We start from the raw sequence: 15,404 nt of genomic DNA, 5'->3' as shown, positions 1-15,404 counted from the left end.
CCGGCTCCCGTAGAAAGTGATAAGCCTGATTCTAAATGCTTTCTGTGACTTCTGCCGTGAGATGGATTGGATGATGGGGTTTTCCCGCCAGATAACGTTGACGGAACAGGCTGAAATGCTGTGACAGGGCGGCGGAAGCTGCGCTGTCACCGGCCTGGGCCAGCAGCTCGGCGGCCACTTCTGCGGTGCAGTGCTGTCCGGCGCCGTGGGATTCACGCAGGGTATAGCGGGAGACGGTGGTCAGCGACAGCGACATCACCGGCAGCGCATCAAGCCACGGGCTTTTGCGAAACATCTTGCGCGCTTCGGTCCAGGTGCCATCGAGCATAATAAATAACGGCGGCTTGCCACTGCGCGGCGGGGTATTCAGCACCGGCCGACCGGCGTCGGCATAGGATTCGGGAAACACCACCATCGGCTGCACCGCAGGATCCTGTACTGCCGCCAGTAGGGCCGCATCGGGTTCGGTACGCGACCAGCCATAAGCCTGGGTATCCGGCAGAATATCGGCAATCAGACGACCAGTATTACTCGGTTTCATCGGTTCGGTATCAAACATCACCAGACAGAAACGGCTGCGCGCCAGCTGTGGCGAAATGGTTTCGCACAGGCAATTTTTCTCAGGCAGCAGGCAGTGCTGACATCGGATGGTGCGATTGCCGCGCGCCAGAAACGGGCGGGTGGCGCGCGCAAGGCGCTCGGCGCGCAGACGAAGAACGGCGTTTTCGATCATAACAGGCTATTAAAATGAAAACGCCATATTAGCGGAAATTATCGGGGAAGTCGTCTGAGGGATCGAGATAGCCGGGGCGACCATCACGAGATCCTTCGCAGGCATCGCGATGTTTCCCCTGCCACAGGCGTGTTTAGTTGCCTGTGGCAATGCTATCTGGTTAACCGGTGACATCTTGCTTAAACCGATTCATCCAGCCATTCAGAAAAGGGCGCTTTTGGCATCGCGCCGTTCAGCATATCGACCATCTGCCCCTGTTTAAACAGCATAATGGTGGGGATACTGCGGATACGGAAGCGTGCGCTTAGCTCGGGTTCCGCTTCGGTGTTAACTTTAATAAAGCGCACTTTGCCGCTGCGTTCTTCCGCTACATCTTTATAAACCGGCGCAAAGTTAACGCATGGGCCACACCATGGCGCCCAGAAGTCCACCACCACTGGCAGATCATCCTGCAGATATTTATCAAAGGTTGCCGTAGTGGCATTGATCACGTCGCCGTCAAATAACTGGCTGCCGCAACGACCGCATTTCGCACTGTCGGTAATACGATCTTCCGGAACGCGATTCGTCGCCTGACATGATGCACAAACCGTATTCATTCTTCACCTCAAAGAGTGGGTTAGTGGTGAGCGTTTACTTACCGCCCGGCGCATTTCCTGAGGCTAATTATCGGACGACCTCGCTACATCAACAACGTGGAATCCCCAATGGGTATAATAGTTAATAGCTTTTGGTGGAAGTTAATAGCTTAGCGTGGTCACATCAGGTAATCTGCGCGCTTCGCGCTCAGCCAGGTGGAGGAAAAGATGAACGACGAATTTAAAGGTAAAAGCGGCAAAGTCAAAGTGATGTATGTCCGCGGTGATGACGAGAATGACAAGCGTGGGCAAAATCCACGTACCGGTAAAGGTGGCCGTCCGGCCGCAGCTCGTCAGGATGGCAATCGTCGTCCTTCCCGAAATGCTGATGATAAGCCTCGCGGCGGGCGCGATAGCGGTCATAGTGACTCGCCATGGCGTACGGTTTCACGTGCTCCAGCTGCTGTTGCAGATGACAGTAAACCCGATCACGGTGGTATCAGCGGGAAAAGTTATATCGATCCAGAGCAGCTGCGTCGCCAGCGTCTGGAAGAAACACGTGTCTACGGCGAAAATGCCTGTCAGGCGCTGTTTCAGAGCCGTCCGGAATGTATCGTCCGTGCATGGTTTGTACAGGAAGTTACGCCACGTTTTCGTGAAGCGTTGCGCTGGATGGCGGCGAATCGTAAGGCCTATCATGTGGTCGATGAAGCCGAACTGGCGAAAGCTTCAGGTACTGAGCACCATGGTGGTGTTTGTTTCCTGATCAAGAAGCGCTCAGGGATGCCGGTCAGTGAATGGCTTGCTGATGCAGGTGAAAAAGATTGTGTGCTGGCGCTGGAAGATATCGGCAACCCGCATAACCTTGGCGGCATTATGCGCAGCTGTGCGCACTTTGGCGCTAAAGGTTTACTGGTTGATGATGCTTCACTGCTGGAGTCCGGTGCAGCAGTGCGTACGGCTGAAGGCGGCGCGGAGCATGTGCAGGCGATTAGCGGCGAGAGTTTTGTCGCGGGTCTGGATGCATTCCGTAAAGCAGGTTATACCATTGTTACCACTTCCAGTCATAAAGGTACCCCGCTGTCGCGCGTTGAGCTGCCAGCGAAAGTGGTACTGGTGCTGGGACAGGAACGTGATGGTCTGTCAGACAGCGCCTGGCAGAAAGGCGATCTGAGCGTGTCGATTGGCGGTACCGGTAAGGTGGAAAGCCTGAACGTATCGGTCGCGACCGGCGTACTGTTAGCCGAATGGTGGCGTCAGAATAGTTAATCGTTAAAGAGTGACGGGCGGCGAGAACGCCGCCCCTACGTATGATGGATGTAGGGGCGGCGTTTTCGCCGCCTTTTTAATGGGCGCCACCGCCGCCACCGCCAGAAGTAAATGGCGGACGGGCAAACCACAACACTATCAGCAGCACCAGGAACACACCGGCAGAGAGCCAGAAAATCTCGTTGGCGGAAATAATCAGCCCCTGATTGGTGATCTGCTGCGCGATATACGCCGACGCCTGTTGCTGCGTCAATCCTGCCTGCTCCAGCTGACGATACATCTCCTGAGAGTTGACATTAAATGGCGTCACTGACTCACTCAGATAACTATGATGCATCGACTCACGATTGATCCACATAGTCGTGGTGATCGAGGTGCCAATCGAACCCGCGAGAGTACGCGTAAAGTTGGACAAGCTGGATGCCGCCGCCATTCGCTCCGGCGGGAGGCCCGACAAGGTAATGGTGGTCAGTGGCATAAAGAAGCAGGCAATGGCAAAGCCCTGGATAAACTGCGGCCAGGCCGAAGCGGCAAAGTCCATGCCGGGTTCAAAGGTATAGGCGCGCCAGTAGAAACAGACGGCATACATAATAAAGCTGAAGGTGACCAGTTTGCGCATATCGAGTTTATGGGCAAAGCGGCCAATAATCGGCGACAGGATCACCGGAATAATCCCCACCGGCGCTGAGGCCAGACCCGCCCAGGTGGCGGTATAGCCATATACCTCCTGCAACAGCTGCGGCAACAGCACTATCGAGCCGAAGTAAAGCATATAGGCCAGGCTGATTGACAGGCAGCCGATGGTAAAGTTGCGCGACTTAAACAGTGACAGATCGACTATCGGATGGTCATCGGTCAGCTCCCATACCAGCAACACCAGTAGCGACACGACGGCGACCACCGTCAGTACAATAATTTCTGTCGAGTTAAACCAGTCCAGCTCCTTGCCCTGATCCAGCATAATCTGCAACGAACCGATCCCCACCACCAGCAGCACCAGACCGACGGTATCAATCGGCTTGATCTCGGTTTTGGTTTCGCGCGTGCGCAGCGTTTGCAGCGTCAGCATCACCACCACCGCACCAATGGGGACGTTGATAAAGAAGATCCAGCCCCAGTGATAGTTATCGCTGATCCAGCCACCGAGAATTGGACCTAAAATCGGCGCAACAATGATTGTCATCGCCCATAACGACAGGGCGACGCTGCGTTTCGCAGGCGGATAGTTATTCAGCAACAAACTCTGCGATAACGGAATCAACGGCCCGGCGACCACGCCCTGAATCACGCGGAAGAAGATCAGCATACTCAGGCTATTGGACATGCCGCACAGCCACGACGCAATGACAAAGGCAATGGTTGAGCCGAGGAACAACCGCACTTCGCCGACCCGTTTCGCCAGCCAGCCGGTGATCGGAATCGAGATCGCATTGGCCACGCCAAACGAGGTGATTACCCAGGTGCCCTGTGAGGTCGAGGAGCCGAGGTTACCGGCAATCGTCGGGATTGCCACGTTAGCGATAGTAGAGTCCAGCACCTGCATAAACGTCGCCAGCGACAGGGCGATAGTCATCAGGACTAACGGGGCTCCCTCAAGCGGTTTTTGTGCCATAACAGCCTCCCGCTTTCTTAGCCCGCATTGGCGCGAATAATTTCGGCAATCAGCTGATTAACCGGCGCTAAATCCAGTGCCAGCGCATTAGTTTCATACGCCGGTGTCTGACGTACGCTGTTAGCCAGCACCATCCCTTCTTTATTCTGGGTATCAACTTTCACCAGCGTTGAAAGACCAATACGCAGTGGATGTTTTTCCACTTCAGCGGCGTCCAGTTCGATACGTACCGGCAGACGCTGGACCACTTTGATCCAGTTACCAGTGGCGTTTTGCGCCGGCAGCAGGGAGAACGCGCCGCCGGTACCCATATCGAGGCCGACTACTTTGCCGTGATACTCGACATCATCGCCATAGATATCGCTGACTACCGTTGCCGGTTGGCCAATACGCACGCCAGCGAGCTGTGTCTCTTTAAAGTTGGCGTCAATCCACAGATTTTTTGCCGGAACCACCGCCAGCAACGGGGTTGTGGAGGTGATCTGCGAACCCGGTTGTACGCTGCGGCGCGAAACAAAACCATCGATTGGGCTGACGACTTCGGTACGCTGTAGCGCCAGCCAGGCGTCACGCAGTGCGGCGGCGTTCTGTTTTACCGCTGGCTGGTTTTCCAGCGCAGTATTCAGAATCATCGCCTGATTGGCGTTGTACTGCTGAATGGCGACATCCAGCTGGGCTTTGGCGGTAGCGACCGCATCACGCGAGTGCTGTAACTCTTCGCGGCCAATCAGATTGGCGCTGCCCAGCGGCTCACGACGCTTCAGGTCCGCTTCTGCCTGCGTAAGCGCGGTTTTCTGCAGATCGATTGAGGCCTGATACTGTTTACCGTTAATCATCAGCTGATGCGTCTGACGCACGCTGGTGGCCAGTGCGGTCTGAGCTTTTTCAAACGCCTGTTCGGCATCGGTTTTGTCGAGAGTGAGCAGGACGTCGCCTTTTTTCACATAGTCGGTATCGTCGAACCACACTTTATTGACGCTGCCCGACACCTGCGCCATCACCTGCACCTGGTTACCGGCCACATAGGCGTCGTCGGTCTCCTGATAGTGGCGCAGGACTAAAAACCAGTAAGTCAGCCAGGCGATGCCAGTCACGATAAACACGACAGCCAAAAAAATAAGCGCGGTTTTGCGCTTTTTCTTTTTATTGTTTGGCTGCTGCGGTTGCATCTCCGCATTTGCACTCATGGTGTTCTCCACGTTTTTCACGTATTACGGGGTTGCGCGCATCCTTGTACGCAAGGTCCCGAGCCTAAAATGCCAGCGGGATTAGCGCTGGCATGGATAAATGGGGGATTAAAATAGCGGTTTCTAAGCGTGATTGTGTCGCAGTTATTGCTATTAACGCGAAAGGGACGAGATAACTTGCTCTTCATCCATCTGATCAAGGCGATTCAGCAGCTTACGGGTAATGCCTTCCAGCTGACTTTTTTCTGCGGTGCTGAGTGAAGACCATAAATGCTGCAGGCTCTGATGCTGCGGTGGCAGCAGCTGGCGCAGGAACTCATTACCTTTCTCGGTCAGGGTCAGGTACAGGCAACGACGGTCATTGTCGCTTTCACGACGCTCAATCCAGCCGCGCTTTTCCAGCTCATCCGCAATACGCGTGGCATTGGTGCGCGATGAGCCAAGTGCAGAGCTCAGTTCTGACGGTTGAATGCTGTGGTTTTCCTGCGCATCCAGAGTAATCAACGCCATAAACAGTGTCTCGTTAATCCCCTGAGCTTTCAGCATCTTATTGCGATTTTCCAGCAGCTTGCTCTGCATATGCATACACAAGCGCGTCAGCATAATTTCCTGCAAAGGGAAGTCTTTCTGACGGTTGGCGCGAAAATTTAGCATCTGTTCAATGGGAGTAAACGAACTTTCCATCTTGGGGGAACCTCATTAGTTGCAACTGGTATAGTAACGATGGTGACTTATAAAGTATAGGTACTTTTTGAGCAGGGATTGTCTTCAGGCTCACAAAATCATCATCAACAATTTCCAGGTCAATCCATAACCCAGGGCACGCAACAGCGTGGTAAATCCGGTGCTGCTGGTCTGTAAAAAGGTACTTTGTTACCGGCCCGGAACGGCAAGGACTGGTATTGAAAGGCAATAAATAAGCAGCGTCTGGGCTACGCGTAACCGTGCCGGAGGCGCACTGAAGGCGGCTACCGGTTACCGTGGCAAAAAGGGAAGGCTGGGAAACGGTCTGAAGGCGGTTATCTCTGGCAGGCGGGCAGGGGGCAGATTGCGCCAGTGCGGTGCGGACCACGCTGCTGGACACTATTCCTTTCCGATTGCTTATTAGTTGCATGCGTAAAAATAACCAGCCTGAATAAGTAACGTTAAACAATACCAGACTGCGGTAGGGCTTAATACCCCGCAGCCGGTGAAAATCCCTCAATTTACTATTTGCAGGCTAATTGCTGCGGTCTTCGTGACGGAATCCCCGCCACCAGCTCAGTAAATTGAGTAATGTCAGCAGCGCGCCAGCGCCACACACGCCATACCAGCCAGCGTGCTGAAAGGCGGTGGCTGATACCAGCGAACCGACCGCACCACCAATAAAATAGCTGGTCATATAGCCAGAAGTCAGACGGTTACGCGCTTCCGGCATGCGGCGATAAATCACGCTCTGGTTGGTGATATGCACCCCCTGTACCGCCAGATCAAGCAGGATAATGCCGACGATCAGCGCAATAAGTGAGTGAGCACCAACTGCGGTAATAGCCCAGGAGGCCAGCATAATCAGCAGTCCGGCCGTGGTGGTGAGACGCGCTTTGCCTTTATCCGCCAGGTTGCCCGCCTGACGTGCCGCCAGCGCGCCCGCCGCGCCAACCAGTCCCAGCAGACCAATCATTCCTTCAGAGTAGTTATAAGGCGGGGATGCCAGCAGAAAGGCCATTGAGGTCCACAACACACTGAAATTAGCAAATGACAGGCAACCAATGATGGCGCGGGTGCGGATCACCCGGTTACCGGCATACAGCTGGAAAATGGACGCCAGCAGCTGCGGATAGTTAAGCGCAGTGGACTGGCGATAGCGTGGCAGATAGCGCCACAGCGCCAGCGACATCAGCACCATCAGCACGCTGGCGACCCAGTACACCGTGCGCCAGCCGCCAAGCTGCGCCAGACCACCGGCGACGGTACGCGCCAGCAGGATGCCCAGCAGCAGGCCGCTCATCACGGTGCCAACCACCTTGCCGCGCTTCTCTGGCGCGGCCAGCGTGGCGGCGAGCGGCACCAGAATTTGCGCCACCACCGAAAACAGGCCGGTCAGCACAGTGCCAGTCAGCATCATCGTCAGGCTGGATGAGAGGGCGGTGACCACCATCCCGCCAGCCGCCAGCAGGCTCATCACCACAATCAGGCCACGTCGTTCCAGCATATCGCCCAGCGGCACCAGCAGCAATAACCCTGCGGCATAGCCCAGCTGCGCGGTGGTGACGATAAATCCGGCCTGATTAATGGAGAGTTCAAAGCTGCGGGCAATGGTTTCCAGCAATGGCTGGACATAGTAATTACAGGCAACGGAGAGGCCGGTTGCCAGCGACATCAGGGCTACCAGTGGTGTATTCAGTCCCTGAGGGGCAGATTTCATAAGCAGTTAACAACGTTGATAAGTGGGATAAACTAATAGTAACTCAAATAACTATTTCAATGTTGTTGTAGTTAACAGGACAAACCAGTAAAAAAGCGGCCAGAGGCCGCTTTTTTACTAGGGGCGGCGTTCTCGCCGCCCGTGCTAATAGTTCACATCTTAATTGCTGTAAGACGGGAGCCGATCTGCGCTTATTTAGCCGCTGCTGCAGCGTCAGAAACCCACTTATCAAACTGTGCCTGATGGCCTTTGATCCAGCCATCGACATGACGGTTGATATCCGCTTCAGATGCTTCACCAGCATGCATACGTGCATTCTGTGCATTGATGTCCGCGATAGGCAGTTTCATCTCAGCAAACAGTTTGCCTGCCGCCGGGTTTTTCTCTACCCACGCTTTGTTCGCGACGATATGCATGGTATTGACCGGGAAGCCATAGTTAGCGCCGTTTGGCAGCTTAGTATCCACATCTTTCTGCTCGCCTGGCAGTGAAGAGAATGGCACCTGCAACCAGACCACATCTTTGCCCGGAACCAGTACGTCGCTCAGCCAGTAAGGTGTCCAGGTGTAATAAATCACCGGTTTACCCTGCTTATAGCGCGCCATTACATCGGCAATCATTGCTGAGTAGTTACCCATATTCGCTTCAACCGTTTTAGTCAGGCCGTAAGCGGGCATCTGGTGGTTAATCACCGCTTCACAGCCCCAGCCCGGCGTACAACCGGTCAGATCGGCTTTGCCATCACCATTGGTATCAAACAGTTTGGCGATTTTCGGATCTTTCAGCTGTTCGATATTGGTAATTTTGTATTTCTCAGCGGTTTTCTTATCAATCAGATACCCCTGAGCAGCGCCCTGGACATAAGTCCCCTGACGATAAAGCTTATTATCACCGCCTGCGGCTTTATACATATCGTCATGCAGTGGCTGCCAGTTAGCAGCGACAAAAGTGGCATCGCCAGCAGCAATGGTGGTATAGCCGACGTTGTAATCAACTTCGCTGGTGGTATTGACGGTATAACCGAGCTTCTCCAGCGCGCGGCTGACCAGCAGCGTCTGGAACGTCTCTTCGGCAATGGAGCTTTGTACTGGGGTAACGGTAACGCCCTTACCTGGCATTTCCGCAGCGGAAACCTGTGTCGCGGCCAGAGTGGCTAAGGCGGTCGCCAGAATTGCTGTCTTGCGCATAGTGATTCCTTTTTCTTGTGAGTATTAGCAGACGGTGCGTCTGGCGCACCGCCTGAAAAATTACTTTTTGATAAACGGACGGGTCAGCAGGCCGACAGGGCCACTGGCATACCAGCTGCGGGGGCCACGGGTGCGGCTGTCGCGCCCCAGTGACTGCGTCAGACGGTCAAGGATGATGGCGAGGATAACGATACCGACACCGCCAACGGTGGCGAGGCCCATATCCAGACGGCCAATGCCACGCAGAACCATCTGTCCCAGACCACCAACGGCGATCATCGAGGCGATAACCACCATTGACAGCGCCAGCATCAGCGTCTGGTTAACACCAGCCATAATGGTTGGCATCGCCAGCGGCAGCTGAACCTTAAACAGCATCTGACGCGGGTTAGCGCCAAACGACTCAGCGGCTTCGATCAGATCGGCTGGCACCTGTTTAATACCAAGAATGGTCAGACGCACAATCGGCGGCAGAGCAAAGATAATGGTGACCACCACGCCAGGCACGTTACCGATACCAAACAGCATTACAATCGGCACCAGATAGACAAACGCTGGCGTGGTCTGCATCGCATCCAGCAGCGGACGAATAATTTTCGCCGCCCGTTCGCTACGCGCCAGCCAGATACCGAGCGGCAATCCGATAATAATGCAGAACAGCAACGCGGTAAGCACCAGCGCCAGCGTCACCATCGCCTGCGACCAGGCGCCAATCGCGCCAATAATCACCAGTGATATCAGTGTGGCGATGCCCATACCGACGCTGGAGAGCTGCCAGGCAATCAGGGCGAAGAGAATAATCGCCACCGGCGCCGGCATACCCAGCAACAGCTGCTGGAAAGCGCTAAGAATATAATCCACTGGCACGCGAATGCCCTGGAACAGCGGACGGAAATGGGTAACCACCCAGTCGATACCTTCCGTCACCCAGCTATCCAGCGGGATCAGCGTCTTGTGGAAAGGATCGAGAATATTAAAGTGTTCCGCCTGCGGTGCTGGCGCGCTGCTCAGCCAGTCCGTGTTGCTGGCGGCGGCGTCATGACCGCCGCTGGCGGACTGGGCCGGTGCGCCCCAGGCATCCGCACCGCCACTGCTGCTGGCACCGCCATCAGCTGGCGCGGCGTTAGTGGCGCTATCTGCAGGCGTACCCCAGGGATCGCTGCTGCTGGCGGCACTGCTGGTGCTGTCAGCGGCGGGTGCGGGTGCTGATTCGGTTTGCGCTGGCGCGGTTTCCCACGGATTTGCCGTTTGCTTACTCATTGTTTGCCCCCTCGCGATCTAATGCCTGTAGTAACGTGCCTTTGGAAATGATACCGATGTACTGATCTTCCTCGCCGACGATCGGCACCGCGCACGGCGCCTGCGCCACATGGGACAGCAGTTCATTCAGTGAGGTATCACCCTGTACCGCAGCAGGCGACTCAAGCAGGGCGGCATCCAGCCCTTCACCAGCAGCCAGTGCGGCTTTCAGTGAATCGACCGAGACGATACCAACAAATTTCTGCCGCTCCAGCACGTAACCATATTCGCGGTCCGCATCCTGCAGCAGTTTGATCGCAGAACGTGGGCCAAAGCCGGGTGCTTTACGGATCAGGGCGCTGGCGCTGCGACGTGCAATATCTTTAGCGCTGAACACATGACTGATATCCACACCGCGGAAGAAGGTGCGCACATAATCATTGGCGGGGTTGTTGAGGATTTCATCCGGTGTACCGACCTGGATCACTTCGCCGCCCTGCATAATGGCAATACGGTCGCCAATACGCATCGCTTCATCGAGGTCATGGGAGATAAACACGATGGTGCGCTGATGCCTGGATTGCAGCTTCACCAGCTCATCCTGCATCTCGGTACGAATCAATGGGTCAAGTGCGGAGAAGGCTTCATCCATCAGCAGGATATCCGGGTTAATCGCCAGCGCACGGGCTAATCCGACGCGTTGACGCATACCACCGGAGAGTTCATCAGGATAAGCGTGGGCATAATTATCCAGCCCGACCTGACGCAGCGCATCCAGCGCTTTTTCCTGACGTTCCGCCAGCGGCACACCGGCTAATTCCATACCAAAAGCGGCGTTATTTAATACCGTCATATGCGGCATTAGCGCGAAAGACTGGAATACCATACTGATTTTATTTCGGCGTACCTGACGGAGTTCACTGTCAGATATTTTCGCGATGTCGACACCATCAATTATGACCTGCCCGCGAGTAGGTTCTATCAGACGATTGAGAAGGCGAACCATGGTGGATTTACCGGAACCGGATAATCCCATGATGACGAATATCTCGCCTTCTTCAATGGCCAGACTGGCATCTTTAACCCCGAGAGAAAGGCCGGTTTTCTCCAGCAACGCTTCTTTGCTGATGCCTTTCTCAATGTGCTTGAACGCACGGTCAGGATTTTCCCCGAATACTTTATATAAATTTTTGACTTCTAGTTTAATTGCCATGCAATAATTAAATTCCTGTTGAGTGGTTAATTATCTTATATTTCTTCTTTTGCCCAGGTTAAATAAATGCGGCATATACCCTAACACACTGAGATTATCTGACAACCCTTGGCGGGCGTGGCGGGGGAATTCTGCGAGACACGAATCTTTGATGATGCCAGAGTCCATAAGGGATTGCGACGGATGAAAAAGATGAAAATTAGTTGCTATTTCTTACAGAATCTTCTCATTCGGTCGGGGATTATTGCACTAAAAAGGTAACGATATTTAATGTAAGCGGAGAAATATGACGAATTTATTATCGGGAAATAATCTGGCTTATCGACTGAAATTAAGGGAATAAAATAGTATTAATTTGAAATAGATGGCGCCCGGTCAGCGCCATCTCTGTAGCAGTTAAAAGTTCCAGTCATCATCCTCGGTATCGACCGCTTTTCCCATCACATAGGAAGAGCCGGAACCGGAGAAGAAGTCATGGTTTTCATCGGCATTTGGCGACAGCGCTGAGAGGATCGCCGGGTTGACGGTGGCCATTTCCGCCGGGAACAGCGCCTCATAACCGAGGTTCATCAGCGCCTTGTTGGCGTTGTAATGCAGGAAGGCTTTCACCTCTTCACTCCAGCCCACGTCATCGTAAAGATCGTCGGTGTAGGCCAGTTCATTCTCATACAGCGCCAGCATCAGATCACAGGCAAATTGCTGCAGCTCTTCACGGCGCGCATCATCGGCTTTTTCCAGCGCCTTCTGATACTTATAACCGATATAATAACCATGTACTGCTTCATCACGAATAATCAGGCGGATCAGATCGGCGGTATTGGTCAGCTTGCCACGGCTCGACCAGTACATCGGCAAATAAAAGCCGGAATAGAACAGGAAGGATTCAAGAAATACGCTGGCGATTTTTTTCTTCAGCGGATCGTCATTATGGTAGTGCTGCAGAATAATATCAGCCTTGCGTTGCAGCGGCTGATTCTCTTCGCTCCACTGGTAGGCGGCATCGACATCGCTGGTATGGCACAGCGTTGAAAAAATCGAGCTGTAGGAGCGTGCATGCACCGCTTCCATAAAACTGATATTCGACATCACCGCTTCTTCATGTGGCGTCAGGGCATCGGCCATCAGGGCTGGTGCGCCAAGGGTGTTCTGAATGGTGTCGAGCAGCGTCAGTCCGGTAAATACCCGGATGGTCAGCTGCTGCTCCACGGCATTCAGGCTGTTCCACGACGGCAGATCGTTAGAGAGCGGCAGTTTTTCCGGCAGCCAGAAGTTGGCGGTCAGACGGTTCCACACTTCCAGGTCTTTATCATCCTGGATATGGTTCCAGTTGATGGCTTGTACGCGTTTTAGTTTAGTCATCATGTTTTCTTAATCAATGGCACGGGCGGCGAAAACGCCGCTGCGGCAATATAGGGGAGCCGTTTTCGGCTCCCTTTTATGTTTCATTAAAGGGAACAGGATACGCAGCCCTGCACTTCAGTGCCTTCCAGCGCCATCTGACGCAGACGGATGTAGTAAAGGGTTTTAATGCCTTTCTTCCACGCGTAAATCTGCGCCTTATTAATGTCGCGGGTGGTGGCGGTATCGCGGAAGAACAGGGTCAACGACAGCCCCTGATCGACATGGCGCGTCGCCTCGGCATAGGTGTCAATAATCGCTTCCGGGCCGATATCGTAAGCATCCTGATACATTGCCTGATTATGATTATTCATAAATGGCGCCGGATAGTAGACGCGACCGGTTTTGCCCTCTTTGCGAATCTCAATCCGCGAGACGATCGGATGAATACTGGAGGTGGCGTAATTGATGTAGGAGATAGAACCGGTTGGCGGGATCGCCTGCAGGTTCTGGTTATACAATCCGCTGGTCATCACCGCGTCACGCAGCGCCCGCCAGTCATCCTGCGTCGGTAGCGGGATACCGGCGTCAGTAAACAGCTGCGCGACGCGCGCGGTGCGTGGCTGCCAGTTCTGCTCCACATACTGGTTAAAGTATTCACCGCTGGCATAGCGAGAGTCGCTAAAGCCGGCGAAGCTTTGCTGACGTTCACGCGCCAGCTGATTTGAGGTGCGCAGCGCGTGATAAGTGACGCAGTAAAAATAGAGGTTGGTGAAATCCAGCCCCTCTTCAGAACCATACATAATGCCTTCGCGCGCCAGATAGCCGTGCAGGTTCATCTGGCCGAGACCGATAGCGTGTGACTGCGCATTGCCTTCGGCAATCGATGGCACCGAGCCGATATGGCTCATTTCCGATACCGCCGTCAGGCCGCGAATGGCGATCTCCACGGTGCGGGCAAAATCTTCCGAGTCCATGGCATGGGCAATATTCAGCGAACCGAGGTTGCAGGAGATATCTTTGCCGATCTGACGATAGCTGAGATCGTCGTTATATTCGGTCGGCGTATTGACCTGCAAAATCTCGGAGCAGAGATTGCTCATATTAATGCGCCCCTTAATCGGGTTGGCGCGATTTACCGTATCCTCATACATGATGTAGGGGTAGCCGGATTCAAACTGAATTTCCGCTAGCGTCTGGAAAAACTCGCGCGGATTAATCCAGCTCTTACGAATACGATCGTCGGCCAGCATCTCGTCATATTTTTCGCTGATGCTGATATCGCCAAACGGCAGGCCGTAGATGCGTTCCACGTCATACGGCGAGAACAGCGCCATCTGCTGATTATCACGCGCCAGCTGGAAAGTGATATCCGGGATCACCACGCCCAGCGACAGGGTTTTGATGCGGATCTTCTCGTCGGCGTTTTCGCGTTTGGTATCGAGGAAGCGCAAAATATCCGGATGATGAGCATGCAGATAGACCGCGCCCGCGCCCTGGCGCGCGCCAAGCTGATTGGCATAGGAGAACGCATCTTCCAGCATCTTCATTACCGGGATCACCCCGGAGGACTGGTTCTCAATACGCTTGATTGGCGCGCCCGCTTCACGCAGGTTGGAGAGTAGAAAAGCCACGCCGCCGCCGCGTTTGGACAGCTGCAACGCCGAGTTTACCGCGCGACCGATTGACTCCATATTGTCTTCAATCCGCAGCAGGAAGCAGGAGACCAGCTCACCGCGCTGCTGTTTGCCGCAGTTCAGGAATGTCGGGGTGGCAGGCTGGAAGCGTCCGGACAGCACCTCTTCCATCAGCGCGGTGGCCAGCTGCTCGTCGCCCTGCGCCAGCGTCAGCGCCAGCATACAGGCACGATCCTCGAAATTCTCCAGATAGCGTTTGCCATCAAAGGTTTTCAGCGCATAGCTGGTATAGAACTTCCAGGCGCCGAGGAAGGTTTTAAAACGAAAGCGCCGCTGATATGCCTGATCAAACAGCCCACAGACAAAATCAAACGACCAGCGGTTAAGTACTTCGGCTTCGTAATAGCCTTCCGCCACCAGATATTGCAGGCGATCGGCCAGTGAGTCGAAGGGCACGCTGTTGGGGATAACATGCTGCAGAAAGAACTGACGCGTCGCTTCATGGTCTTTTTCAAACTGAATATTGCCATCAGCATCATAAAGATTAAGCATCGCGTTAAGCGCATGGTAATCCAGCGCGCTGGCTGCTGGTTTTATGAGAGTGCTGTCTGTCGTTGCCAAAATTGGGTTACTCCCGCTTTTACGTTAGCAATATCGTCGGCGGTCCCCAGTAACTCAAAGCGGTAGAGATAAGGAACCTGACATTTTTGCGCGATGATGTCGCCTGCCATGCAGAAGGCAGTACCGAAGTTCCGGTTACCGGCTGCAATTACGCCACGGATCAGGCGGCGATTAGCGTCATCATTAAGAAACTGAATCACCTGTCCGGGCACCGCACCGCGCGCGGTGCCGCCGCCATAACTCGGCACCACCAGAATATAGGGGTGATCGACCTGTAAACGCTGAGCGCTGTCCAGAGGGATGCGGCGCGCCGGTAAGCCCAGACGGCTGATAAATCGGTGCGTGTTCTCCGACTGGCTGGAAAAATAGACCAGTGGAAACATGCG

General features: G+C 54.2%; 13 protein-coding genes. 1 reads left to right on the top strand and 12 read right to left on the bottom strand.

What is annotated here, in order from left to right:
* Nucleotides 1-31 precede the first annotated feature (31 nt).
* Nucleotides 32-733 (bottom strand): tRNA-uridine aminocarboxypropyltransferase, encoded by a 702-nt coding sequence (locus J2125_RS05970; RefSeq protein WP_017803079.1) that lies wholly within the window; start codon nucleotides 731-733, stop codon nucleotides 32-34.
* A gap of 179 nt (nucleotides 734-912) precedes the next feature.
* Nucleotides 913-1,332 (bottom strand): thioredoxin TrxC, encoded by a 420-nt coding sequence (gene trxC, locus J2125_RS05965; protein ID WP_017803080.1) that lies wholly within the window; start codon nucleotides 1,330-1,332, stop codon nucleotides 913-915.
* Between the two features lie 207 nt (nucleotides 1,333-1,539).
* Here trxC and J2125_RS05960 point away from each other — a divergent pair, with 207 nt between their 5' ends.
* A complete protein-coding gene (locus J2125_RS05960) occupies nucleotides 1,540-2,580 on the top strand; it encodes a tRNA/rRNA methyltransferase (RefSeq protein ID WP_017803081.1) in 1,041 nt (346 codons plus the stop codon).
* A 76-nt stretch (nucleotides 2,581-2,656) separates the two neighbouring features.
* On the opposite strand, the gene emrB is transcribed toward J2125_RS05960, so the two are convergent.
* The 10 genes from emrB to nrdI form a co-directional block, all read right to left on the bottom strand.
* Nucleotides 2,657-4,192: a multidrug efflux MFS transporter permease subunit EmrB gene (gene emrB / locus J2125_RS05955; RefSeq protein WP_017803082.1), complete on the bottom strand. Its 1,536-nt coding sequence runs from the start codon at nucleotides 4,190-4,192 to the stop codon at nucleotides 2,657-2,659.
* A gap of 17 nt (nucleotides 4,193-4,209) precedes the next feature.
* A complete protein-coding gene (emrA, locus tag J2125_RS05950; protein ID WP_017803083.1) occupies nucleotides 4,210-5,379 on the bottom strand; it encodes a multidrug efflux MFS transporter periplasmic adaptor subunit EmrA in 1,170 nt (389 codons plus the stop codon).
* Nucleotides 5,380-5,532: 153 nt separating this feature from the next.
* Nucleotides 5,533-6,063, bottom strand: a complete 531-nt coding sequence (gene mprA, locus J2125_RS05945) for a transcriptional repressor MprA (protein WP_017803084.1) — start codon at nucleotides 6,061-6,063, stop codon at nucleotides 5,533-5,535.
* Nucleotides 6,064-6,598: 535 nt separating this feature from the next.
* On the bottom strand, nucleotides 6,599-7,783 hold the full coding sequence (locus tag J2125_RS05940; RefSeq protein WP_026111980.1) for an MFS transporter: 1,185 nt from the start codon (nucleotides 7,781-7,783) through the stop codon (nucleotides 6,599-6,601).
* A gap of 191 nt (nucleotides 7,784-7,974) precedes the next feature.
* Nucleotides 7,975-8,970 (bottom strand): glycine betaine/L-proline ABC transporter substrate-binding protein ProX, encoded by a 996-nt coding sequence (gene proX / locus J2125_RS05935; protein WP_017803086.1) that lies wholly within the window; start codon nucleotides 8,968-8,970, stop codon nucleotides 7,975-7,977.
* 60 nt (nucleotides 8,971-9,030) lie between these two features.
* On the bottom strand, nucleotides 9,031-10,230 hold the full coding sequence (proW, locus tag J2125_RS05930) for a glycine betaine/L-proline ABC transporter permease ProW (protein WP_017803087.1): 1,200 nt from the start codon (nucleotides 10,228-10,230) through the stop codon (nucleotides 9,031-9,033).
* Complete coding sequence (gene proV / locus J2125_RS05925; RefSeq protein ID WP_017803088.1) at nucleotides 10,223-11,422, bottom strand: glycine betaine/L-proline ABC transporter ATP-binding protein ProV; 1,200 nt, start codon at nucleotides 11,420-11,422, stop codon at nucleotides 10,223-10,225. The genes proW and proV overlap by 8 nt, the downstream gene beginning before the upstream one ends.
* Nucleotides 11,423-11,818: 396 nt before the next feature.
* Nucleotides 11,819-12,781 (bottom strand): class 1b ribonucleoside-diphosphate reductase subunit beta, encoded by a 963-nt coding sequence (gene nrdF / locus J2125_RS05920; protein WP_017803089.1) that lies wholly within the window; start codon nucleotides 12,779-12,781, stop codon nucleotides 11,819-11,821.
* 86 nt (nucleotides 12,782-12,867) lie between these two features.
* Nucleotides 12,868-15,018 (bottom strand): class 1b ribonucleoside-diphosphate reductase subunit alpha, encoded by a 2,151-nt coding sequence (gene nrdE / locus J2125_RS05915; protein WP_026111981.1) that lies wholly within the window; start codon nucleotides 15,016-15,018, stop codon nucleotides 12,868-12,870.
* Nucleotides 14,991-15,401 carry a class Ib ribonucleoside-diphosphate reductase assembly flavoprotein NrdI gene (gene nrdI, locus J2125_RS05910; RefSeq protein WP_017803091.1) on the bottom strand — a complete coding sequence of 137 codons (411 nt, stop codon included), beginning with the start codon at nucleotides 15,399-15,401 and terminating at the stop codon, nucleotides 14,991-14,993. Before nrdI ends, nrdE begins: the two co-directional genes overlap by 28 nt.
* Between the last annotated feature and the right edge of the window lie 3 nt (nucleotides 15,402-15,404).

The sequence above is a fragment of the Winslowiella toletana genome (genome assembly GCF_017875465.1).
Taxonomy (GTDB): Bacteria; Pseudomonadota; Gammaproteobacteria; order Enterobacterales; family Enterobacteriaceae; genus Erwinia; species Erwinia toletana.
Note: the sequence above shows the minus strand (reverse complement) of the source record. Positions and strands in the feature narration are given on the sequence as shown.

Coding starts and splice junctions, on each gene's coding strand:
- J2125_RS05970 (WP_017803079.1), bottom strand. CDS start 733: ATGATCGAAAACGCCGTTCTTCGTCTGCGCGCCGAGCGCCTTGCGCGC.
- trxC (WP_017803080.1), bottom strand. CDS start 1,332: ATGAATACGGTTTGTGCATCATGTCAGGCGACGAATCGCGTTCCGGAA.
- J2125_RS05960 (WP_017803081.1), top strand. CDS start 1,540: ATGAACGACGAATTTAAAGGTAAAAGCGGCAAAGTCAAAGTGATGTAT.
- emrB (WP_017803082.1), bottom strand. CDS start 4,192: ATGGCACAAAAACCGCTTGAGGGAGCCCCGTTAGTCCTGATGACTATC.
- emrA (WP_017803083.1), bottom strand. CDS start 5,379: ATGAGTGCAAATGCGGAGATGCAACCGCAGCAGCCAAACAATAAAAAG.
- mprA (WP_017803084.1), bottom strand. CDS start 6,063: ATGGAAAGTTCGTTTACTCCCATTGAACAGATGCTAAATTTTCGCGCC.
- J2125_RS05940 (WP_026111980.1), bottom strand. CDS start 7,783: ATGAAATCTGCCCCTCAGGGACTGAATACACCACTGGTAGCCCTGATG.
- proX (WP_017803086.1), bottom strand. CDS start 8,970: ATGCGCAAGACAGCAATTCTGGCGACCGCCTTAGCCACTCTGGCCGCG.
- proW (WP_017803087.1), bottom strand. CDS start 10,230: ATGAGTAAGCAAACGGCAAATCCGTGGGAAACCGCGCCAGCGCAAACC.
- proV (WP_017803088.1), bottom strand. CDS start 11,422: ATGGCAATTAAACTAGAAGTCAAAAATTTATATAAAGTATTCGGGGAA.
- nrdF (WP_017803089.1), bottom strand. CDS start 12,781: ATGACTAAACTAAAACGCGTACAAGCCATCAACTGGAACCATATCCAG.
- nrdI (WP_017803091.1), bottom strand. CDS start 15,401: ATGTTTCCACTGGTCTATTTTTCCAGCCAGTCGGAGAACACGCACCGA.